The 18,958-nt window shown below is 39.7% G+C and carries 19 protein-coding genes; 10 read left to right on the top strand and 9 right to left on the bottom strand.

Annotated features, from left to right (window positions below; translation table 11 throughout):
* Positions 1-101 precede the first annotated feature (101 nt).
* Together L8T27_RS16315 and L8T27_RS16310 are read left to right on the top strand one after the other, a co-directional pair.
* Positions 102-1,553: a sucrose-specific PTS transporter subunit IIBC gene (locus L8T27_RS16315; RefSeq protein ID WP_233316591.1), complete on the top strand. Its 1,452-nt coding sequence runs from the start codon at positions 102-104 to the stop codon at positions 1,551-1,553.
* 60 nt (positions 1,554-1,613) lie between these two features.
* Complete coding sequence (locus L8T27_RS16310; protein WP_237941884.1) at positions 1,614-3,107, top strand: glycoside hydrolase family 32 protein; 1,494 nt, start codon at positions 1,614-1,616, stop codon at positions 3,105-3,107.
* On the opposite strand, the gene L8T27_RS16305 is transcribed toward L8T27_RS16310, so the two are convergent.
* On the bottom strand, positions 3,102-3,554 hold the full coding sequence (locus L8T27_RS16305) for a GNAT family N-acetyltransferase (RefSeq protein ID WP_233316589.1): 453 nt from the start codon (positions 3,552-3,554) through the stop codon (positions 3,102-3,104). The genes L8T27_RS16310 and L8T27_RS16305 overlap by 6 nt on opposite strands.
* Positions 3,555-3,678: 124 nt before the next feature.
* Here L8T27_RS16305 and L8T27_RS16300 point away from each other — a divergent pair, with 124 nt between their 5' ends.
* Positions 3,679-4,131: a MarR family winged helix-turn-helix transcriptional regulator gene (locus L8T27_RS16300; protein WP_233316588.1), complete on the top strand. Its 453-nt coding sequence runs from the start codon at positions 3,679-3,681 to the stop codon at positions 4,129-4,131.
* 77 nt (positions 4,132-4,208) lie between these two features.
* Here the strand turns inward: L8T27_RS16300 and L8T27_RS16295 are convergent, their stop codons facing one another.
* The 3 genes from L8T27_RS16295 to L8T27_RS16285 form a co-directional block, all read right to left on the bottom strand.
* Positions 4,209-4,523 (bottom strand): hypothetical protein, encoded by a 315-nt coding sequence (locus L8T27_RS16295; RefSeq protein ID WP_233316587.1) that lies wholly within the window; start codon positions 4,521-4,523, stop codon positions 4,209-4,211.
* A 62-nt stretch (positions 4,524-4,585) separates the two neighbouring features.
* A complete protein-coding gene (locus L8T27_RS16290) occupies positions 4,586-4,930 on the bottom strand; it encodes a hypothetical protein (protein ID WP_233316586.1) in 345 nt (114 codons plus the stop codon).
* A gap of 129 nt (positions 4,931-5,059) precedes the next feature.
* Complete coding sequence (locus tag L8T27_RS16285; RefSeq protein WP_237941883.1) at positions 5,060-5,614, bottom strand: helix-turn-helix domain-containing protein; 555 nt, start codon at positions 5,612-5,614, stop codon at positions 5,060-5,062.
* A 114-nt stretch (positions 5,615-5,728) separates the two neighbouring features.
* On the opposite strand from L8T27_RS16285, the gene L8T27_RS16280 reads away from it, so the two are divergent.
* Entirely contained in the window at positions 5,729-6,310 is a 582-nt protein-coding gene (locus L8T27_RS16280) for a LysE family transporter (protein WP_237941882.1), read from the top strand.
* 23 nt (positions 6,311-6,333) lie between these two features.
* Here the strand turns inward: L8T27_RS16280 and L8T27_RS16275 are convergent, their stop codons facing one another.
* The 3 genes from L8T27_RS16275 to L8T27_RS16265 form a co-directional block, all read right to left on the bottom strand.
* The gene (locus tag L8T27_RS16275; RefSeq protein ID WP_237941881.1) at positions 6,334-7,311 is read right to left on the bottom strand and encodes an NAD(P)-dependent alcohol dehydrogenase; all 978 of its coding nucleotides are present in this window, start codon (positions 7,309-7,311) and stop codon (positions 6,334-6,336) included.
* A gap of 102 nt (positions 7,312-7,413) precedes the next feature.
* Positions 7,414-8,139, bottom strand: coding sequence for an MOSC domain-containing protein (locus L8T27_RS16270; protein ID WP_237941880.1), 726 nt, complete (start codon positions 8,137-8,139; stop codon positions 7,414-7,416).
* Positions 8,140-8,190: 51 nt separating this feature from the next.
* Positions 8,191-8,703, bottom strand: coding sequence for a GNAT family N-acetyltransferase (locus tag L8T27_RS16265; RefSeq protein ID WP_237941879.1), 513 nt, complete (start codon positions 8,701-8,703; stop codon positions 8,191-8,193).
* Between the two features lie 198 nt (positions 8,704-8,901).
* Between L8T27_RS16265 and L8T27_RS16260 the strand changes: the two genes are divergently transcribed.
* From L8T27_RS16260 to L8T27_RS16240, 5 genes are all read left to right on the top strand, one after another.
* Positions 8,902-10,242 carry a methyl-accepting chemotaxis protein gene (locus tag L8T27_RS16260; RefSeq protein WP_237941878.1) on the top strand — a complete coding sequence of 447 codons (1,341 nt, stop codon included), beginning with the start codon at positions 8,902-8,904 and terminating at the stop codon, positions 10,240-10,242.
* Positions 10,243-10,597: 355 nt separating this feature from the next.
* Positions 10,598-12,100 carry a glucose-6-phosphate dehydrogenase gene (gene zwf, locus L8T27_RS16255; RefSeq protein ID WP_233316579.1) on the top strand — a complete coding sequence of 501 codons (1,503 nt, stop codon included), beginning with the start codon at positions 10,598-10,600 and terminating at the stop codon, positions 12,098-12,100.
* 139 nt (positions 12,101-12,239) lie between these two features.
* Positions 12,240-13,133 (top strand): phosphogluconate dehydrogenase (NAD(+)-dependent, decarboxylating), encoded by an 894-nt coding sequence (gnd, locus tag L8T27_RS16250; protein WP_233316578.1) that lies wholly within the window; start codon positions 12,240-12,242, stop codon positions 13,131-13,133.
* A gap of 128 nt (positions 13,134-13,261) precedes the next feature.
* Positions 13,262-14,248 (top strand): LLM class flavin-dependent oxidoreductase, encoded by a 987-nt coding sequence (locus tag L8T27_RS16245; protein ID WP_237941877.1) that lies wholly within the window; start codon positions 13,262-13,264, stop codon positions 14,246-14,248.
* A gap of 216 nt (positions 14,249-14,464) precedes the next feature.
* Positions 14,465-15,058 (top strand): nitroreductase family protein, encoded by a 594-nt coding sequence (locus tag L8T27_RS16240; protein ID WP_233316576.1) that lies wholly within the window; start codon positions 14,465-14,467, stop codon positions 15,056-15,058.
* 47 nt (positions 15,059-15,105) lie between these two features.
* On the opposite strand, the gene L8T27_RS16235 is transcribed toward L8T27_RS16240, so the two are convergent.
* Complete coding sequence (locus L8T27_RS16235) at positions 15,106-16,221, bottom strand: histidine kinase N-terminal domain-containing protein (protein WP_233316575.1); 1,116 nt, start codon at positions 16,219-16,221, stop codon at positions 15,106-15,108.
* Positions 16,222-16,555: 334 nt separating this feature from the next.
* On the opposite strand from L8T27_RS16235, the gene licT reads away from it, so the two are divergent.
* Positions 16,556-17,401: a BglG family transcription antiterminator LicT gene (gene licT, locus L8T27_RS16230; protein ID WP_233316574.1), complete on the top strand. Its 846-nt coding sequence runs from the start codon at positions 16,556-16,558 to the stop codon at positions 17,399-17,401.
* Between the two features lie 45 nt (positions 17,402-17,446).
* On the opposite strand, the gene L8T27_RS16225 is transcribed toward licT, so the two are convergent.
* Positions 17,447-18,943 (bottom strand): MDR family MFS transporter, encoded by a 1,497-nt coding sequence (locus L8T27_RS16225; protein ID WP_237941876.1) that lies wholly within the window; start codon positions 18,941-18,943, stop codon positions 17,447-17,449.
* Positions 18,944-18,958: the final 15 nt, after the last annotated feature.

Here is an 18,958-nt window from a genome sequence, read left to right as displayed (position 1 = left end):
TTTTTAGCTTTTATTTGGAACCGGTTCCTTAAACGGCTTTACTTTTTGTGTAATTTTGGAACCGGTTCTATATTGCCGGATATAATAGGGAGGAACGTAAAATGAACCATAAAAAAATCGCAGAAGAAATTCTCGCGGCAATCGGCGGAAAAGAGAATGTGTCTGCAGCAGCTCACTGTGCAACACGGCTTCGTTTAGTACTGCATGATGAATCAGCAGTTAATCAAGATGTGCTTGATAAGATGGATGTGGTGAAGGGAACATTCTCTACAGGCGGTCAATATCAAATTATTTTAGGATCAGGCACTGTTAACGAAGTGTATAAGCATTTTGCAGGGATGACAGGTCTTTCAGAAATGTCGACGAAGGAAGTAAAAGAGGCTGGAGCAAAGAAGCTTAATCCGATTCAGCGATTTGTGAAAATGCTGTCTGATATCTTTGTGCCGATTATTCCAGCTATTGTTGCCGGCGGTTTACTAATGGGACTAAATAATGTCCTGACTGCTCAAGATTTATTTATAGAGAGCAAATCATTGGTTGATGCATATCCAAACATGGCAGATTTAGCTGCACTTATTAATACTTTTGCAAACGCTGCCTTTGTATTTCTGCCAATTCTGATTGGCTTTTCTGCTACCCAGCGGTTTGGCGGAAATCCTTATCTCGGAGCAGCACTTGGTATGCTGATGGTTCATCCGGATTTGCTGAATGGCTATAATTATGCAGATGCCATGCTGAAAAATGAAGTGCCTGTCTGGAATATATTCGGTTTGGAGATTGAGAAGGTAGCTTACCAAGGAACAGTGCTGCCTGTACTTGCAGCATCGTTTATTTTGGCTAAGATTGAAACATATCTCAGAAGGATTGTGCCCTCGGCTTTGGATAACTTATTGACACCGCTTTTATCTATTTTTATTACTGGTTTTTTGACATTTACGTTAGTCGGCCCGTTAACAAGAACGGCTGGAAATCTTCTTACTGATGGCATTGTCTGGATGTATGACACAACAGGAGTAATCGGCGGGTTAATTTTCGGCCTCTTGTATGCACCGATCGTTATCACTGGCATGCATCACAGCTTTATTGCTGTTGAAACTCAACTGTTAGCAGATATCGCAAAAACAGGCGGCTCCTTCTTGTTTGCGATTGCTACCATGTCTAACATCGCTCAAGGTGCAGCAACATTGGCTGTCTTGAAGCTAACAAAGGATGCAAAAGTTAAGGGAACAGCTTCTGCTGCGGGCATCTCTGCATTGCTTGGTATTACAGAGCCGGCGATGTTTGGGGTAAACCTGAAATTAAGGTATCCGTTTATTGGTGCTATCGTAGGGTCTGCAGTTGGTTCTGGTTTTGTTACTTTGTTTAAAGTGAAGGCAGTCGCATTAGGTGCTGCTGGATTGCCTGGCATCATCTCCATTCGTCCAGATAAAATTGTGCCTTATATTATTGGAATGGCAGTCGCATTTGTAGTCGGATTTACGGTAACCATCGTATTGGCGAAAAGAGCGGCTAAAAAGGAAGCGAGTGTAAAAAAAGAAGGCATCGTTGCATAAAAAATCGATAAGCATAGGAGGGGACTCTTGTCTCCTTTCTTTTTAGGGAGTGAAGCATCAATGAATTGGAGTAGAGAACAACGGTACAGAAGATGGGAGGATGCCTCAAAGACAGAACGGAGGAAACTTGAAAATCTCGTCAAGCAGTGTAACTGGAGACAAACCTTTCATATTCAGCCTGTGACAGGGCTTCTCAATGATCCAAACGGTTTCTCATATTATAATGGTGAATATCATTTGTTCTATCAATGGTTTCCCCTTGGCCCTGTTCATGGATTAAAGAACTGGTATCATACTAAATCAAAGGACCTCGTTCACTGGGAAAATGTCGGCGTTGCGCTTGAGCCGACAAATGAGTTTGACAGTCACGGTGTTTACTCAGGCAGCGGAATCGAGCATAACGGCGAATTATTCCTTATGTATACTGGAAACAACCGTGACGAGAACTGGGTAAGACATCCTTATCAGATACTAGCTGTCATGAATAAGGAGGGACAAATAAAAAAGCTTGAAAAACCAGTGATTCCTGCAGTTCCTAACGGGTATACGGATCATTACCGTGATCCTAAGGTTTGGAAAGATAATGATTGTTTTTTTGCTGTGATTGGAGCACAGCGTAAAAACGAGACAGGTACAATTATGCTGTATCGTTCGCAGAATTTGCTGGAATGGGACTTAGAAGGCGAAGTAGATATAGGCCTTAATGAATTCGGATATATGTGGGAGTGTCCGGATTATTTCGAATTAGATAATCATGGTGTGCTGCTGTTTTGTCCACAGGGCTTGGAGAGAGACAGAGACAGCTATCATAATATTTATCAATCAGGCTATGTGCTCGGCAGCAGGCTGAATGTTCAAGAGCGGACGCTTGTGCACAGTGGGTTTCATGAATTAGACAGAGGGTTTGACTTTTATGCACCACAGACAATGGAAGCACCTGACGGCAGAAGAATATTAGTAGGGTGGATGGGTCTGCCTGAAATAGAGTATCCGACAGACAGTAACGGCTGGGCCCATTGTTTAACATTGCCGCGCGAACTGACTGTAAAGAACGGGCGACTATGGCAAAATCCAGTTAAGGAATTGGAGCTGCTTAGAGGGGAAGAAACAGAAGCTCATATAACAATAGATAACGAGACGAAGGGGATAGAAGGATTTGCTGGTGATGTCTATGAATTATCTGCAGAGTTTTCCAATTTTACGGCAGAGCAGTTCGGTATAGAGCTTCGAGCTAGTGACAAGGAGAAAACAGTCCTGAAATATGACATGCAGGAGAAAAAAGTGATTTTTGACAGAAGCGAGTCTGGGCAAGCAGCAGGCATACAATATGGAGCGGTCCGTAAATGTTTAGTAGAAACAGACAAAATTTCCTTCCGAATATTTGTGGATGTTTCTTCTGTTGAGGTATTTGTGAACGACGGAGCAGAAGTGTTCACTGCAAGAATATTCCCAGATCAAAACAGTCAGGATATCCGTTTTTTTGCGTATAACGGGAAAACAGACATACAGGCTGTAAAATATAAACTAACTAGCAAAGAAAGAGCCAGTTCATGATGACTGGCTCTTTTCTGCGATATTTTTCACCATCAGCACGTGAGCGATGCCATCTTCCATAAATACATCGGAAGAAGTTTCGTAGCCTAGCTTATTATAAAAGCCCTCTGCGTGTGTTTGGCCATGCAGCTTTACCTTTAAATCTCCTCGGTCTGCGGCGATTTCTTCAAGCTTGGCAATAATAACTTTCCCAAGACCAAATTTACGGTATTCCTGTAAGATACAGATTCTTTCTAGTTTGCCGTAGCCTTCAACCGATCTAACCCGTCCAGTGCCGACTGGCTCATTATGATAATAAACAAGAATATGCTCACATTTACCATCAAGTTTATCGAATTCATCGTATTCGTCGTCTAACGGAACACCCTGTTCCTCCACAAATACTGTCCTTCTTATATGTAATGCCTGCTCTAGTTCGTCTGTTGTTGTAATTTTTTTTGCTTCCATCGCTATTCATTCCTTTCTGGATTTATTATGAGAAACAAGTCATAATTTATTTATCATCTTTAAACAGTGTATAGGAAAAATATATTGTTGTAAATACAACAATTATTGGAGGTTTATTATTTTTATGAAGGAAATTCTTCGTGAAGTTGGCATGATTGCCAGAGCACTTGATTCTATCAGCAATATTGAATTTAAGGAATACGATTTGACGAAGGGCCAATATTTATACCTTGTCCGAATATACGAGAATCCGGGAATCATTCAAGAAAAGCTGGCAGAAATGATAAAAGTTGACCGCACGACTGCAGCCAGAGCTATTAAAAAGCTTGAAATGAACGGCTTTATAGAAAAAAGACAGGATGAGACAAATAAAAAAAACAAGCTGCTGTTTCCTACAGAAAAAGGAATGGAGGTATATCCTTTTCTAAAAAGGGAGGCAGATCATTCAGACAAAACTGCACTTGCTGGATTGTCTCATGAACAAACAGAGGTTCTTTATGAACTCCTGAAAAAGGTCAGAGAAAATATTGAGGTAGATTGGGAGAACGTCAAAAAAGGAAATCGACGCGGCTACTAAATTTAACTTCTAAAGCAAATAAAAAAAGAATTAACGTTATTTCGTGACAGGTTAATTCTTTTTTTATGAGATATTCATTAGCGGTTTCTCGGCGGAGGACCTTGCAGTCTTCCTGTACTGTTATTGCTGTTGTTTGTTTCTTTCATCAGTCTGTCTAAATGCTTTATTGCTTCATCAAATTCTGGTCTTGTTATTTGTCTAGTAGCCAATAAGGAACATAGCATTGCGTAGGCAATCGGGTTTGTATTAACCTCAACATTTACATAAACATCTACATCTGAGTTTCCGCTTTCCCCAATTTGCGCCGCATTCGCATCAAGCTCTGTATGACCGTTGTTGCGAAACTCATAGTTCATGTTATCTCTGCCTCTTGGCTTGCGGTTTGGATACATGATTACCCCTCCTTTACTGCGAAAGAACGAGAATGGGATTGACCATTCTCGTCTCACAATTATTAATCTTCGTCTTGATCTTGGCTGTTGTCTTGATCGTTGTCCTGATCCTGATCAGAATCAGCATTCGCTTTTGAACGAGAACGAACGCGAGCTTTTGAATCAGATTCAACATCGATGCAAAGATCAATTTTTGCATTGCCAGAACGGCTGACTTTAGCGACATTCGTATTTTTGTCGATGTTTTTTAAATCATTGTCGTTGTCTACATTTGTGTCTGATTTTAAGCGATTGTCACTTTCGAAATCCACATTCGCATCAGAGCGGCTGTCACTGTCACCAGAACGAGATTTGGATTTATTGCTTTGGTCATTATCCCCTTCACCTGGATACCATACTTTGCTCATAAGAAATCCTCCTTTTTCATTATTCACTTATCATTTTATTCAAGTAATAAAGAATGACATGGGTAGCTGTAGGAGGACAAGCATGGATTTTATGTTAAAAAACCGCATCCCAATAAGGAGGCGGCTAGGTTATCCAGGATAGTATATAGTCATGCTGAGCTTTGTCAGCTTATCTCCTGAGTTATGATACGTATGAGGTTTGTCTGCATTAAACTGGATGGATTCACCGGCAGATATTAAGTAATCATTGTCATTTACTCGAACTGTCAGCTCTCCATCAAAAACGGTAATATACTCTACCGTACCTTCCTGATGTGCCTCGGCACTTAAATAGCCGCCCTTTTTGATTTCAACTGAGTAAATCTCAAAGCGTTTATCTTCTTCAAATGGAAAGTAAGGATAGATGTTGTACTTGCCATCATCCTCTGATAGGACTTGCACTTCGTCTCTTTTCACAACCTTTGCTTCAGGCTGCTGGTGCTGAATAAGAGAGGTGAAGGAGATTTTTAAGCCATTGGCGATTTTCCAAATAGTATTAAGTGTTGGACTAGATTCCCCTCTTTCAATCTGGCCAATCATCGTTTTGCTTACTCCGGTCAAGTCTGCGGTTTTTTCAAGACTAAGCTTTTTCTTTTCCCGAATCGCTTTTAAGTTTTTTGCCAAAATAAGCTGAATTTCTTCCATAAAAAACACTCCTGTCATATGTACAATATAGCGACCGTATTGTACAATAAAACGTAAATCGTTATATTGTCTAATATGTACATTATAACATACATATAAAGGGGGAGAAAAAGTATGCCGTTGTTATCGTTTTTGCTGTACGTGACTGTAACTAGTTTTACTCCTGGCCCTAATAATATAATGGCAATGGCTTTTGCCAACAAATTTGGGCTGAAGAAAACCATTGGCTTCTGTGCAGGTGTAAGTGCCGGTTTCTTTGTGATTATGCTTATCTGCAGCTATTTTAATTTAATGCTGAAAAGCTTTATGCCTAAGATTGAGTTTGTAATGACGATACTTGGTGCAGTCTATATGTTGTATCTAGCCTATAAAATTGTTTCCAGCAAGGATAATGGAGGTGAAAAGGAAGAAGACAAGAATAACAGCTTCCTGGCAGGAATGCTGCTGCAGTTCATTAACCCAAAAGGGATACTGTACGGGATAACGGTCATCGCAACATTTATTCTTCCATACTATCAATCTCAGCTTAGTTTGCTGCTGTTTGCTGTGATACTTGCATTTGTTGGGTTTTTAAGCACATTCAGCTGGAGTTTGTTTGGCAGCATGTTTCAAAGGTTCTCGTCCAAATATAAGAGCCAGTTCAATATCGTGATGGCATTGCTGCTTGTTTACAGTGCTATTTCCATCTTTTTTTAAAAGAGAACGCTTTGCGGCGTTCTCTAGTCTTCTGACATTGTAATAACAACTTTTCCCTTGGCGTGACCTTCTGCAAAATACCGAAATGCTTCAGGTACTTCGCTCAGCTTAAATTGTTTATCAATAATCGGTTGCAGCTTTTCCTCTTCAAGAAGCTCCTTGAGTAAATGCAAATCTTCCTGGTTTGCCCGCTGTAGCATATTGCCCAGCTTTTTACTGCTTGTGACGGAAAGACAAGGACCAAGCAACATGGCTTCACTCATCTGTTTCCCTTGGCCGCCGACCATAATATATCTTCCATGGTCCTTCAATGCCCGCATATAAGAAAGAATTGGCTGATATCCATTTACTGCAAGGATAAGATCATATTTGTCGGAGCTTTGAGTAAAATCTTCCTTGTTATAATCAATAACATGATCCGCACCAATTGCTTGGAGTATCTCCACATTTCCAGTGCTGCATACACCTGTAACTTCTGCACCAAATGCTTTGGCGATTTGCACAGCAAAGGTGCCTACACCGCCAGATGCCCCATTAATTAACACCTTTTGCCCTGGCTGAATTACTCCCTTATGTCGCAACGCCTGTAATGCGGTCGTTCCTGCCATCGGAACAGCAGCAGCCTCCGCAAAGGAGATATTTGCTGGCTTATGTACCAATGCTTTGACTGGAACTGAGACATATTCTGCAAAGCCGCCCCAACCACTTTGAGAAAGATCGCCGAATACTTCATCTCCCTTCTTAAATTGTGTAACTCCCATGCCAACAGCTTCCACAATCCCTGCAATATCTCCCCCAGGAATTGTATATTTTGGTTTAAACAAACCGAAGGCGAAGCGGGCAAGAAAGGGAGTGCCACTCAGTAAAACAAGATTGCCGTAATTGAGAGAGGCAGCTTGAATCTTTACAAGCACTTCCCCTTCCTTAGGAACAGCTCGTTCTACTTCTAATAATTGGAGACTATCTGGTGTACCATATTTGTTTGAAACAATGGCTTTCATTCATTTCCCTCCCTTAGACATAATCAATTAAAGATATGAACAGGATTGGAAGGAAAGACACAAAAAAACCGCATCTTTTAGATAGATGCAGTTTGTTAGCCTTCAATCAACCAAATATATTTCATCTCCAACATGAATTTTCCCTGTTTTAATTACAGAAGCATAGATGCCAAAATTATTTTTTCTTTCCTTATAAACGGTTTTAAGAAGAGAAGGAGCTTTTTCTGAACTGTCAGGGTCCACTGTAATAATCATGCATCTTTCACAATGCCTGTTCAATCTCAGTACGACCTCTGAGCCGATTTTTATCTGTTTGCCGAACCAGCTTTCTTCAATGAACGGAATCTTGTCCTTCAAAGAAAGTACAAGATTAGGACGGAAGCGGCGCTGATCAACTGATTCTCCCCATAGCTCATGGAGTTTATCAAGGGAGGCGTCTGTCACAAGCTGAATATGCTCCTCTTCAATGGCTCCTAGTGGGACATTCTCAGGTGTATAGGATAAAAAAGAAACCTTTCGTTTGGATTTCTCCTCCAGCTCAGAGAGAAGAGCTGGGTCTCCCCATTCCAACACTTTTCCTTCAGGTGTTGTTATTTCCACTTTTGGGTACTCTTGAGTCGATTCCACGCCTGCAAATTTGGCTGCATAACGGACCATCTCTGGAAATTGCGTGATGGTTAAATATTTGTCGTTTCTTGTGTCATCTCTAAAAGTGTGACTCCTGTCCCCATACAAGCCGTATTCCATCACATTTGTTGCTTGTACACTTTCGCCACGAAAGGATTTGACAGGATGACGGACAATTTCTTCAATATGACCTATTAACATGGACTTAACCTCCATTTAAGAATTTTTATCCTAAAAGCCTGTTATTATGTCTTATTCGCCGACTGGATTATTTGGTCCTGGCAGGTGTAATTGATAGAAAGCAAGATCCAGCCATCTATCGAATTTAAAACCAGCTTTCTCAATCGTGCCTGAGTGGACAAAACCGAAATGCTCATGCAATGCTATGCTTTTCTCGTTCGCTGCATCTATACCCGCAATCAATGTGGCATATTCCTTTTCAGTAGCAATTGAGATAATCTCCTTCAATAGTGCTGCGCCAATACCCTTTCTTCGATAATTATTGTCAACATATACCGAATGTTCGATAGAGTACTTATAAGCAGGCCAAGCTCGGAATGGTCCAAAGGTTGCGAAACCAACTGCCTTATCGTCAAGTTCATACACAATCACCGGATAGCCGTCTTTCATCTTTTGTTCGTACCATATGCGTCTGTTTTCTAAAGTATCTGGTTTATATGTATACACTGCAGTTGTATTAAGGATTGCATCATTATAGATGTTTAGAATCTGGGGCAAATCCTTTTCTTGAATAGGTCTTATCACGATTTGTTACCCTCCTGTATTAAGCTATTAAAAAGTTTATTTCATTAACTATAACAAAAAAACAGGATTATAAGAAAAAAAGTTAGTTGTAGGTCTTTTTATTCAGGAGTTTATAACTAGCTTAAGGGAATTTTAAGATTTCTCTTCTATAGTAAGTCCTATAACAAACCGACAATAAAAAGATTAGGGGAAATTACTGTGAAAAAGATATCTACAAAAATTATTATATTATCATTAATTAATTCGATGTTTGTGGCAGCGATCAATGTTTGTGCCTCACTCTTTATGAGCAGCAGCCAAGGAAGCAATACAGAGGGAACAGGTGCTGAGCAAGCGCAAAGCGGGCTGCTTGGCCATTTGCCGCCAACGCAAGTACTCATAGGACTTGCCGTTTCTATCGTGCTTGGTGTTATCTTGTCTTACTTCTTAGGGAAATTGATTTCGAAGCCAATTGTCCAACTGACAGAAATAGCCCAAAAAACATCAGAGCTTGAATTGAGTGAGGATGAAAGTATTTTTGGCCGTACACTTGCATCAAAGGATGAAACCGGAGAAATGGCAAGAGCCCTGCTTGAAACCAGAAATTCGCTAAAGTCAATGGCAACTCAATTGAAGTATGTTTCGTCAACAGTTGCAGCTCATTCGAGCAGTCTTACGAAAAACACAGAGGAAAATGCGAGAAATATTAATCAAGTAGTGGCAACTATTGAAGAAATTGCAGTTGGAAACAATAGTCAAGCTCAAACAATAAGTGAAGTGAACTCGACATTGCTTGAGGTGGTCGGTCTGATGGAAACTATAACGACGGAGGCTTCTGCAGGTGCCGATAAGGCAGCAGCATCCATTGATTCAATTGTCGAAGGTCAAAACACTGTTGAACTGCAAGGCAATAAGATGGATGAAAATATCTCTGTGTCAGCAGAAGCAACATCCTCTATCCATGAATTAAGCACAATGATTGGACAAGTTGGCAATTTCGTAGCAGTCATTAAGAATATTGCGGAACAGACGAACTTGCTTGCACTGAATGCAGCCATTGAAGCAGCAAGAGCAGGAGAAGCTGGCAGAGGGTTTGGTGTGGTAGCCGAGGAAATCAGAAATCTAGCCGAGGAATCCTCAAGAGCAGCGAAGGAAATTACAGGTATCATTCATGATACAACAGAAAAAACAAACGAAGCTGTTTCACATATTAATAAAGCACATACTTTAATTGATGAGCAAAAAGATGCATTAAAGATAACGGAAGAAGCATTCACTAACATTAAAATCACCTATGACGGGATTGTTCATAACTTCAAGCAGACAGCTGCTCATATAAATTCAATAAATAGCAAATCGAGAGGTATTTCAGAGCAAATCCAGCAGATGACGGACACAGCCGAGGAATTTGCTGCTAATACAGAAGAAATATCTGCTTCAGGTCAAGAACAGCTAGCATCCACAGAGCTGATTGCTGCCTCTTCAAAAGACTTGCAAATGCTCGCAGAAGAATTAACTGCAGAGGTAAATAAATTTAAAGTTAAGAGTAAAGACAAATAATGATTAGAGCGGCTCCTAAAAGCCGTTCTTTTATATTGTACATAAATTGTTACTATTAATAACCATTATTAAAAAAGTGACTTAAACGGAAACTATGTTAGAAAGCAGCTTCATTTTGCCGTAAAAAAACTTCCTTTAATTTCTAATGGGAATTATTTGTTAATATTACTTGATAAGTAAGCAATATCTTACCAAGAATGAGGAAGTGTCCGTTTGGGGAAAATACTTCGCGTAGCGAAGTTGTTGTAATTGACATGAAAAACTAACAGGCTTATTATTGTTATGATAAATAACTAAGGTAATAAAAAGTAACTCATATAACCAATCAATGGTTTTAGATATGGAGGTTTAAGTGATGGAATCAATGACATTTGTGTTGTTTGGTGCGACAGGTGATCTTGCGAAGAGAAAAATATATCCTGCACTTTTCAATTTATATTTAGACAATAAGCTGCCGCAGGCCATCTCCGTTTTCGGATTAGGAAGAAAAGAATTCACGGATGCTACTTTCCAAGAGCATGTGCGAAACTCAATCGAAACTTTTTCGAGAAGAAAAGCTGCGGACGAAGAACAATTGGAGGCATTTATTGAAAGCTTCCGTTACAGCATCCTGGATGCAACGAAAATAGAGGATTATCAAACACTGTTGGAAAAGGTGGAAAAGCGGGAAGCTGAATTGAACATACCACAAAATCGCATGTTCTATCTGTCTGTTGGGCCAGAGTTCTTTGATCTCATCGCCTTAAACCTGAAGGAAAGCGGTTTGGGTAATACGGCTGGATGGAAGAAATTGATTATTGAAAAGCCATTCGGTCATGACCTTGCGTCAGCTAGAGAGTTGAATGAGAGATTGAGTAAAGCATTCCAAGAGGAAGAAATCTATCGCATTGACCATTATTTAGGGAAGCCTATGGTTCAAAATCTTGAAGCATTGGAATTTGCGAATCCTGTTTTGCAGGCATTATGGAATAAACAGCATATTGCAAATGTCCAAATAACAGCAAGTGAGATGGTAGGAGTAGAAGAAAGGGCTGGCTATTACGATCATGTCGGTGCTCTTCGTGATATGGTGCAAAACCATATGCTGCAAATGCTGATGATGACTGCTATGCATACTCCAGAAAAGGTAGGTCCAGAGCAAATTCGTGCAGAGAAGCGAAAAGTAATGGAAGCTCTTCGTCCAGTCAAGGGAGAGGATATTGCCGAAAATATTGTCAGGGGACAATACAGCAGTGGCGAAGTGAATGGCCAAGCTTCTGTGAGCTATCGAGATGAGCCGAATATTAAAGAAAATTCTCATACAGATACATTTATAGCAGCGCGGATTTGGATTGACAATGAGATGTGGGAAGGGGTCCCATTCTATATTAGAACAGGGAAGAAAATGCAGGAAAAATCAACCCGTATTGTCATTGAATTCAAGGATACCCTTAAAAATCTCTATGAAGAGAAAAAGGATCAAGTTGCACCTAATCTGTTGATTATTGAAATCAGCCCGAATGAAAATATTAAATTAACACTTAACAGCAAGAGCCCATTCGAAAATGGAAAAATGGATCAGGTTGAAATTGATCTCTCAGATGTTCCAAAAGACGTTCCAGAGGCATATGAACGGTTGATTTTTGATGCAATTAAGGGAGATTCTACTTTCTTTGCTCATTGGAATGAAGTGGAATTATCTTGGGAATGGGTACAGCCGATTTTAGATGCATTTGAACAAAATGAGGTTCCGCTTCATTTCTATCCAGCTGGCTCAAATGGACCAGAAGCATCTGATAAACTGCTTGCCGAAAATGGATATAAATGGTGGTTGGACAGCAAGCCGGAAAGCTTAAGTAAATTAGTTTCGATGACATAACATAGCGGCATTGGAATTGGAACATGATATAGGTATTATCAACTGTCTCACATTGTTCGTATAAGGTTTCAAACATTGCCAATATGTTAGGCTTCGTAATAATACATTTTTTTCACAGTTAATCAGGAGGGGTTTAATAATGAAAGTTGGTTTAATTGGTTTAGGGAAGATGGGTCTAAATTTAGGGAAAAATTTATTGGATAATAAACATCAAGTTTCAGCCTTCGATTTAAATCCAAGCGCTGTATCCGAAATGAAGGAATATGGTGCGGATGGAACGACTAGCTTAACAGAGCTTGTTCAATCATTGGAAACACCGAGAGTGCTTTGGATTATGGTACCTCATAATGTGGTCGATTCTGTAATAGGTGAGATGGCTCCATTATTAGCTAAAGGAGATATTGTAATTGAGGCTGGAAATTCCCATTACAAAGAATCAATCCGCAGATATAATGAGCTGAAGGAATTTGGTGTGCACTTTATGGATGTTGGTACATCCGGCGGTATGGCAGGAGCAAGAAACGGCGCATGCTACATGATTGGCGGCGATCAAGCTGCATGGGATGTAGTTGAACCGATATTCCGTGATACTGCTGTTGAAAATGGCTATTTCTTTGCTGGTAAAGCCGGCAGCGGACACTTCTTGAAAATGGTCCATAATGGAATTGAATACGGCATGATGGCAGCTATCGGAGAAGGATTTGAAGTACTGGAGAAAAGTGAATTCGACTACGATTATGAAAAGGTTGCAAAGGTTTGGAACAACGGTTCTGTTATTCGCTCATGGCTGATGGAATTGACAGAGAATGCATTCTCTAAAGATGCTAAATTAGATGAGATTAAAGGGATTATGCATTCTTCAGGAGAAGGAAAATGGACAGTTGAAACAGCACTTGATTTACAAGCAGCAACTCCTGTTATTGCCATGTCGCTTCTAATGCGCTACCGTTCACTTGAGAACGATACATTTACAGGTAAAGTTGTAGCGGCACTTCGCAATGAGTTCGGCGGGCATGCGGTCGAAAAGAAATAAGAAAAAGTTTAAACCTTTAAGCAGGCTTGCTTAAGGGTTTTTTTTACATGAGCACGTTTTAAGTATATCCCTGCAAATCAGTTTATAATAATAGAAGCAAATAAAAGTTGATCGGAGGAGCAGGGAGATTGAGATTAAGTGTATTAGATCAATCCGTGATCAGCAGTGGGTCGACAGCTCATACTGCCTTAAAGAATACAGCAGCATTAGCACAAATAACGGAAGAACTAGGATTTGAACGTTTTTGGGTGGCAGAGCATCATAATGCGAACGGCATTGCAGGCACCTCACCAGAAGTGCTGATTTCCCATATAGCCGCAAAGACAAAGCGCATTAAAGTAGGCTCAGGCGGTGTACTGCTGCCCCAATACAGTCCTTATAAAGTAGCAGAGAACTTTAAGGTGCTCGAAGCTTTGTATCCAAATCGTATCGATTTAGGAATTGGCAGGTCCCCAGGAGGATCTCCTGAGACACGGCTAGCCTTAACGGATGGCATTCGGAAAAGCTTAAATGAATTCCCAAGGCAAGTGCAGGATTTGCAGAAATTCATTGTCGGCAATCAACAGGATAAGCATACTGTTACTGCTTACCCTGTTCATGAAAGCTTTCCTGAAATGTGGCTGCTTGGAGTGTCCCATCGCGGTGCAAGACTAGCAGCAGAACTGGGGTTAGCTTTTACCTTTGGTCATTTCATTGCACCATTGAATGGAAGAAGGGCAATGGATTATTATTACAAATATTTTCAGCCGTCTGTTCATGCAAGCAAGCCGAAAGCCAATATTTGCACTTTTGTTATATGTGCAGATACTACTGAAAAAGCAGAACAAATGGCTGCGAGTCTAGATTTATGGCTGCTGGCACTTGGTAAAGGGGAAGCGAATGCAGAAATTCTCAGTCCGGAACAGGTTAACCGCAAAGTTCTGTCACCAGACGATAAAAAAGCGATAAAGGAAAATCGCCGGAGAATGATTATCGGTACTAAAGAAACTGTTCGGTCAGAGCTTCTTCGTCTTAGTGAGCTTTATAACACAGAGGAATTTATGGTTTTGACTAATGTTTACGAGTTTGAAGATAAGGTGAGATCTTATGAACTGTTGGCAGAAATAGACTTTTAAGGGAGTAAAAAACCTGAAAGAAAAATTTTTTCAGGTTTTTTCTGTCTGTAAGAAGAAAAAGTTGACATTATTTTCTAGAGTGTTATAATGATTTTATCTTGAAGTAGAGATATGTTATGTTGAGATATCTCGCTGAGTATTTATGAATGATAACCGTTATTTACATTTACATAGTTAAAGGTAGGATAACGAAATAACTTTTGGAGGGTAATCAAAATGAGTATTTTAGAAACAATTAAAAACCGCCGTTCTTATTATGCAATCAGCAAAGAACAGGTTGTATCTGATGAAAAAATCCAACAAATTGTGAATGAAGCAGTACTTCATACTCCTTCTTCTTTCAATTCTCAAAGCACAAGAGTGGTTGTTCTTTTGAACGATAATCATGATAAAGTTTGGGATATTACAGCAGCAGAGCTAAAGAAAATTGTACCTGCAGAGAACTTTGCATCAACAGAAGAAAAGCTGAACAGCTTTAAGGCTGGCTACGGAACTGTATTGTTCTTCGAAGACCAAGAAGTTATTGAAGGCTTGCAAAAAGCATTTGAATTGTATGCAGAAAACTTCCCAGTATGGGCAAACCAAACAAATGCAATGCATCAATTAGTAATTTGGACAGCGCTTGAAGAGGTTGGATTTGGTGCATCCTTGCAGCACTACAACCCATTGATTGACGAAGCTGTTGCAGCAGAGTGGAATATACCTTCTACATGGAAGCTTATCGCTCAAATGCCATTCGGTAAACCAACTGCACAACCAGGTGAAAAAGAATTCAAGCCATTAGAAGATCGTGTGAAATTCTACAAATAATAAAAGAAGAGTGTGCAGAGTCTCTGCACACTTTTTTGCTTCTTACTTTAAGATGATATCGGGTGATGAATGAAAAAAGAGGTCCAATTCTCGTCAGACTTACAATAAATAGTGCCGCCGATTTTTTCAATAATTTGTTTACAGACGAATAAGCCAATCCCTGTCCCAAGCTCTTTTGTTGTGTAGAACGGTTCGAAAATAGTCTTTGTGTTTTCCTCTTCAATCATTGGGCCATTATTGGAAATAACAAAGATTACTTCTTTAGCATTCTTTGTGGTGCTTATCCTTAATTCTCTGCTGGAGGACCTTTGCTTTAATGCATCAATTGAATTCATTATCAGGTTGAGCAACACCTGTTTTAATTCGTCTTTAAACGTATAAAGGAAGAGCGGCTTCGCTTTATCGATTGTCAGATTAATTTTGTTATCAACTGTGCTCGCATAGCAAAGCTGCTTTAAATTATCAAAAAGCAGATCAATCGCAACATTCTCCTTCCCTTTTTTAACGATTTCCGTTTTGGAGGTATGAAGAAATTGTGTAATTCTGAAATTCAATTCGTTCAGTTCATGTTGAATAATATCCAAGTATTTTAAATCAGGGTATTCATCGCGCAAGATTTTATTGAACCCGATTATGGCTGTAAGGGGGTTTCTAAATTCATGAACAAAGCTGGAGGAAATTTGTCCAAGAATCGCAAGCTTATCCATATGGTTTTCATTGATATATTTAGTTTTCGTATGCAGTTCCCGATTTTTTAGCTGGGTGTACCTTTTCACTGCATGATAGCAGAAAGAATCAAATAGACTGTTTAGATTGTTGACGAAAGATTCTAATTCATGGTGCGGCAGCTGTGCTTGAAAGCAATATTTAATCAGAATGCTTCTGCCTGTATTTACGTTAAAGATGAAATCGCCAATATTAATGCCGGCTTCAAGCCGTTGTTTGCCAACCTTATAGGCAAACTCTTGGAGCTCAGCTTCGGAATAAGTATCTGACAATGCCTTTATGAGAAGTCCATACATCGTCACAGCATTTTTCTCAATTTCCGCCTTATGAGGATCATCGTTTTCAAAGACGGACATATTAATCCATTCATTGATAAATGTAGACTGGTGTTCTATTAGAAATAACATAAGCTTATTTTGTTGGTCGTTTATTAGCAAAACAAACCCTCACTTTGCTTTTTTTTAAGGATAATGATTGTTTTAAGTAACTTATTCGACGCACCAAAAGAAATACCTTTTTGAAATTCTTTTTGCGTTCTTCTAAATGATTAGTGGAATAATTTAGAAGGGAAAAAGCGGTTTTTTCTAGTAATATTGATGCATAATATTCTTGCAATAGAAAACGTTATCATCTATAATAGGTTTAGTAAGGATTGTTACTGTTAGGCAGGCAAAACCTGAATCAACTAAACTTATGGAGCAAAGCAGTTTATCTATGAGTTTATTTGGTTCGGGTTTTTTTATGATAAAATTCGAAGGAAAAGTGATTAGAATGAAAATTTTAAAAGTATTTAATAATAACGTCGCTTTGACTAGAGACCTTAATTCTACGGAAATGGTAGTGATGGGCAAGGGACTTGCATTTCAGAAAAAGGTCGGAGATGAAATAGATGAAGAGAAAGTGCAAAAGGTATTTGTCTCGCCTTCGGAAAACTTCGCGGCCAAGCTTTCTGAGCTTTTAAATGAAATTCCTTATGAGATTATGTCACTTTCAAAAGACATTATTGAGCTTGCAGAGAGGGAATTGCATACAGAGCTGAACGATTCGTTGTATTTATCGTTATCGGATCATATCCACTTTGCCATTACGAGAATTAAAAATGACATCCCCATCAAAAACGCATTAATGTGGGAAGTGAAGAAGTTTTATAAAGCCGAATATCATGTTGCCCGCATTGCTCTTGGACTGATTAAGGAAAGAACAGGTATGGAGCTCCCGGAAGATGAGGTTGCCTCCATCGCACTGCATATCTTTAATGCAAGGCAAGATAATACTGGCTTGGAAGAAACCGTAACGATGACAAATATCGTTAAAGATGTGACGAATATCGTTAAATATCATTATGGAATAGACTTTAATGAGGAATCAGTCAATTACAGCCGGTTCGTTACACATTTGCGCTATTTTGCCTACCGTATGCTGCGCGGAGAAATAAATGATGAGCATAATGACGCTCTTTATAACCAAGTCAAAAGACAATATGCCGAAGCATATAAATGTACAATGAAGGTTGCCGATTACTTGGAAAAGGAATATTCCATGAAAATGACGAAGGATGAGCTTGCCTACTTCATGATTCATATCCACCGAGTGTCAATAAGAGAGAAAAAGATTTAACAGCAAAAGGACCACTGTTTCTGTACAGTGGTCCCTTTCTGCTTTTTAGCCTTGTTGATTTAATTTCGAATCGGTAATTTTTTCTTTGCTCATGAACAGGATAAACACAAATGACAGCAGCAGGGGAACAAAGGTCCACAGGAAAGTTGTGCTGATTGAGTCTGCGAGTACATCTGTAATCTGCTTCAGAATATCTGCAGGGATATGTGCTCTTGCTTCAGGTGAAAGAATACTTCCGCTTTCTGCGCTGCCTGCTCCTTCCTGCATTGCTGCCGGAAGTCCGTCAGTAAAGCTGTTTCTTTGAATTACTCCGAAAACAGTAATTCCCAGTGTCATGCCAAGTGACCGGAGAAAATTGCTTGTCGAGCTGGCAATTCCGCGTTGTTGCGGTAAAGCTTTCTGCAGCGCAGCCATTCCAAGCACCGAGAATGACGGTCCTACTCCAAGTCCAATTACCATCATATAGATAGTAACAGCTAAGCGTGGTGTGCTTGGTTCAAGGGTGCTTAACAAATATGTTCCGACAGCCATGATGATTCCGGAAGTAAGCATGATGGATCGATAGCTGAATTTATTGGCAAGTGATCCGCCAAGTGCTGCTGCAATACTTGATGTTACCATCATTGGCAAAAGAAGCAGCCCTGAGTTGGTAGCCGTTCCACCAGTTACTCCTTGGATATAAAGGGGGATATAGATAGTTGAGACCATAAATACACCGCCGTAAAACATGCCTGTTAATACAGTTGTTGTATAAAGACGTTCTTTAAATAAGTTGAATGGCAAAATCGGATCTTTCGCCAATCTTTCCACTACAAGAAAGATGATAAAGCAGACAGCAGATAGACAAAACAGGGAAATGATTTGCCATGAAATCCATGAATAGGATTCTCCGCCTAGTTCCAGTCCAAACATTAAAGCTATTGTAAAGCCGAGCAAAAATATGAATCCGAACCAATCAATGAATTGTTTCGTATGTGTTTTTGATTCTTTATAAAAAATAACGATTAATGCTAATGCGATAATTCCGATTGGAATGTTAATAAAGAAGATCCAGCGCCAATCGAATTGCTCTGTAATAAAGGATCCTAATAAAGGACCGGCGATGCTCGATAACCCAAAGACAGCTCCGAAAATACCGCTCATTTTACCGCGGACCTCACGAGGCACGACATCCCAGATAATAGTGAAAGCGATAGGCATCAAGGCGCTTCCGCCAATTCCTTGAATTGCCCTGTAAATACATAGCTGTATCATCGAGTCTGCCATTCCGCAAAGGACAGAGCCAGCTAGAAATAGGAGAATTCCAAATACAAAAAACTTCTTTCTGCCATACATATCTGATAATTTCCCGAATATCGGCATACCTGCCATCTCTGCAACTAAATAAGCGGAAGTAACCCAAACATATTTATCCATTCCGCCTAAGTCACCGATAATGGAACCCATGCTAGTGGCTACGATTGTGTTGTCAAGAGACGCAACAAAAATACCAAGCATTAAAGCAATCATAACAGGAACTAATTTTGTCTGATTAGAAGACATACAGTATAACCCTCT

The organism is Niallia sp. Man26 (assembly GCF_022049065.2).
Classification (GTDB): domain Bacteria; phylum Bacillota; class Bacilli; order Bacillales; family Cytobacillaceae; genus Niallia.
This window is presented reverse-complemented; position numbering and strand designations above follow the sequence as displayed.

Excerpts from the sequence above, each read along its gene's own strand:
- L8T27_RS16315 (WP_233316591.1), top strand. The coding sequence starts at position 102 with ATGAACCATAAAAAAATCGCAGAAGAAATTCTCGCGGCAATCGGCGGA.
- L8T27_RS16270 (WP_237941880.1), bottom strand. The coding sequence starts at position 8,139 with ATGTTAATAGGTCATATTGAAGAAATTGTCCGTCATCCTGTCAAATCC.
- L8T27_RS16300 (WP_233316588.1), top strand. The coding sequence starts at position 3,679 with ATGAAGGAAATTCTTCGTGAAGTTGGCATGATTGCCAGAGCACTTGAT.
- L8T27_RS16225 (WP_237941876.1), bottom strand. The coding sequence starts at position 18,943 with ATGTCTTCTAATCAGACAAAATTAGTTCCTGTTATGATTGCTTTAATG.
- L8T27_RS16295 (WP_233316587.1), bottom strand. The coding sequence starts at position 4,523 with ATGTATCCAAACCGCAAGCCAAGAGGCAGAGATAACATGAACTATGAG.
- gnd (WP_233316578.1), top strand. The coding sequence starts at position 12,240 with ATGAAAGTTGGTTTAATTGGTTTAGGGAAGATGGGTCTAAATTTAGGG.
- L8T27_RS16280 (WP_237941882.1), top strand. The coding sequence starts at position 5,729 with ATGCCGTTGTTATCGTTTTTGCTGTACGTGACTGTAACTAGTTTTACT.
- L8T27_RS16290 (WP_233316586.1), bottom strand. The coding sequence starts at position 4,930 with ATGAGCAAAGTATGGTATCCAGGTGAAGGGGATAATGACCAAAGCAAT.
- L8T27_RS16275 (WP_237941881.1), bottom strand. The coding sequence starts at position 7,311 with ATGAAAGCCATTGTTTCAAACAAATATGGTACACCAGATAGTCTCCAA.
- L8T27_RS16305 (WP_233316589.1), bottom strand. The coding sequence starts at position 3,554 with ATGGAAGCAAAAAAAATTACAACAACAGACGAACTAGAGCAGGCATTA.
- L8T27_RS16240 (WP_233316576.1), top strand. The coding sequence starts at position 14,465 with ATGAGTATTTTAGAAACAATTAAAAACCGCCGTTCTTATTATGCAATC.
- zwf (WP_233316579.1), top strand. The coding sequence starts at position 10,598 with ATGGAATCAATGACATTTGTGTTGTTTGGTGCGACAGGTGATCTTGCG.
- L8T27_RS16310 (WP_237941884.1), top strand. The coding sequence starts at position 1,614 with ATGAATTGGAGTAGAGAACAACGGTACAGAAGATGGGAGGATGCCTCA.
- licT (WP_233316574.1), top strand. The coding sequence starts at position 16,556 with ATGAAAATTTTAAAAGTATTTAATAATAACGTCGCTTTGACTAGAGAC.
- L8T27_RS16285 (WP_237941883.1), bottom strand. The coding sequence starts at position 5,614 with ATGGAAGAAATTCAGCTTATTTTGGCAAAAAACTTAAAAGCGATTCGG.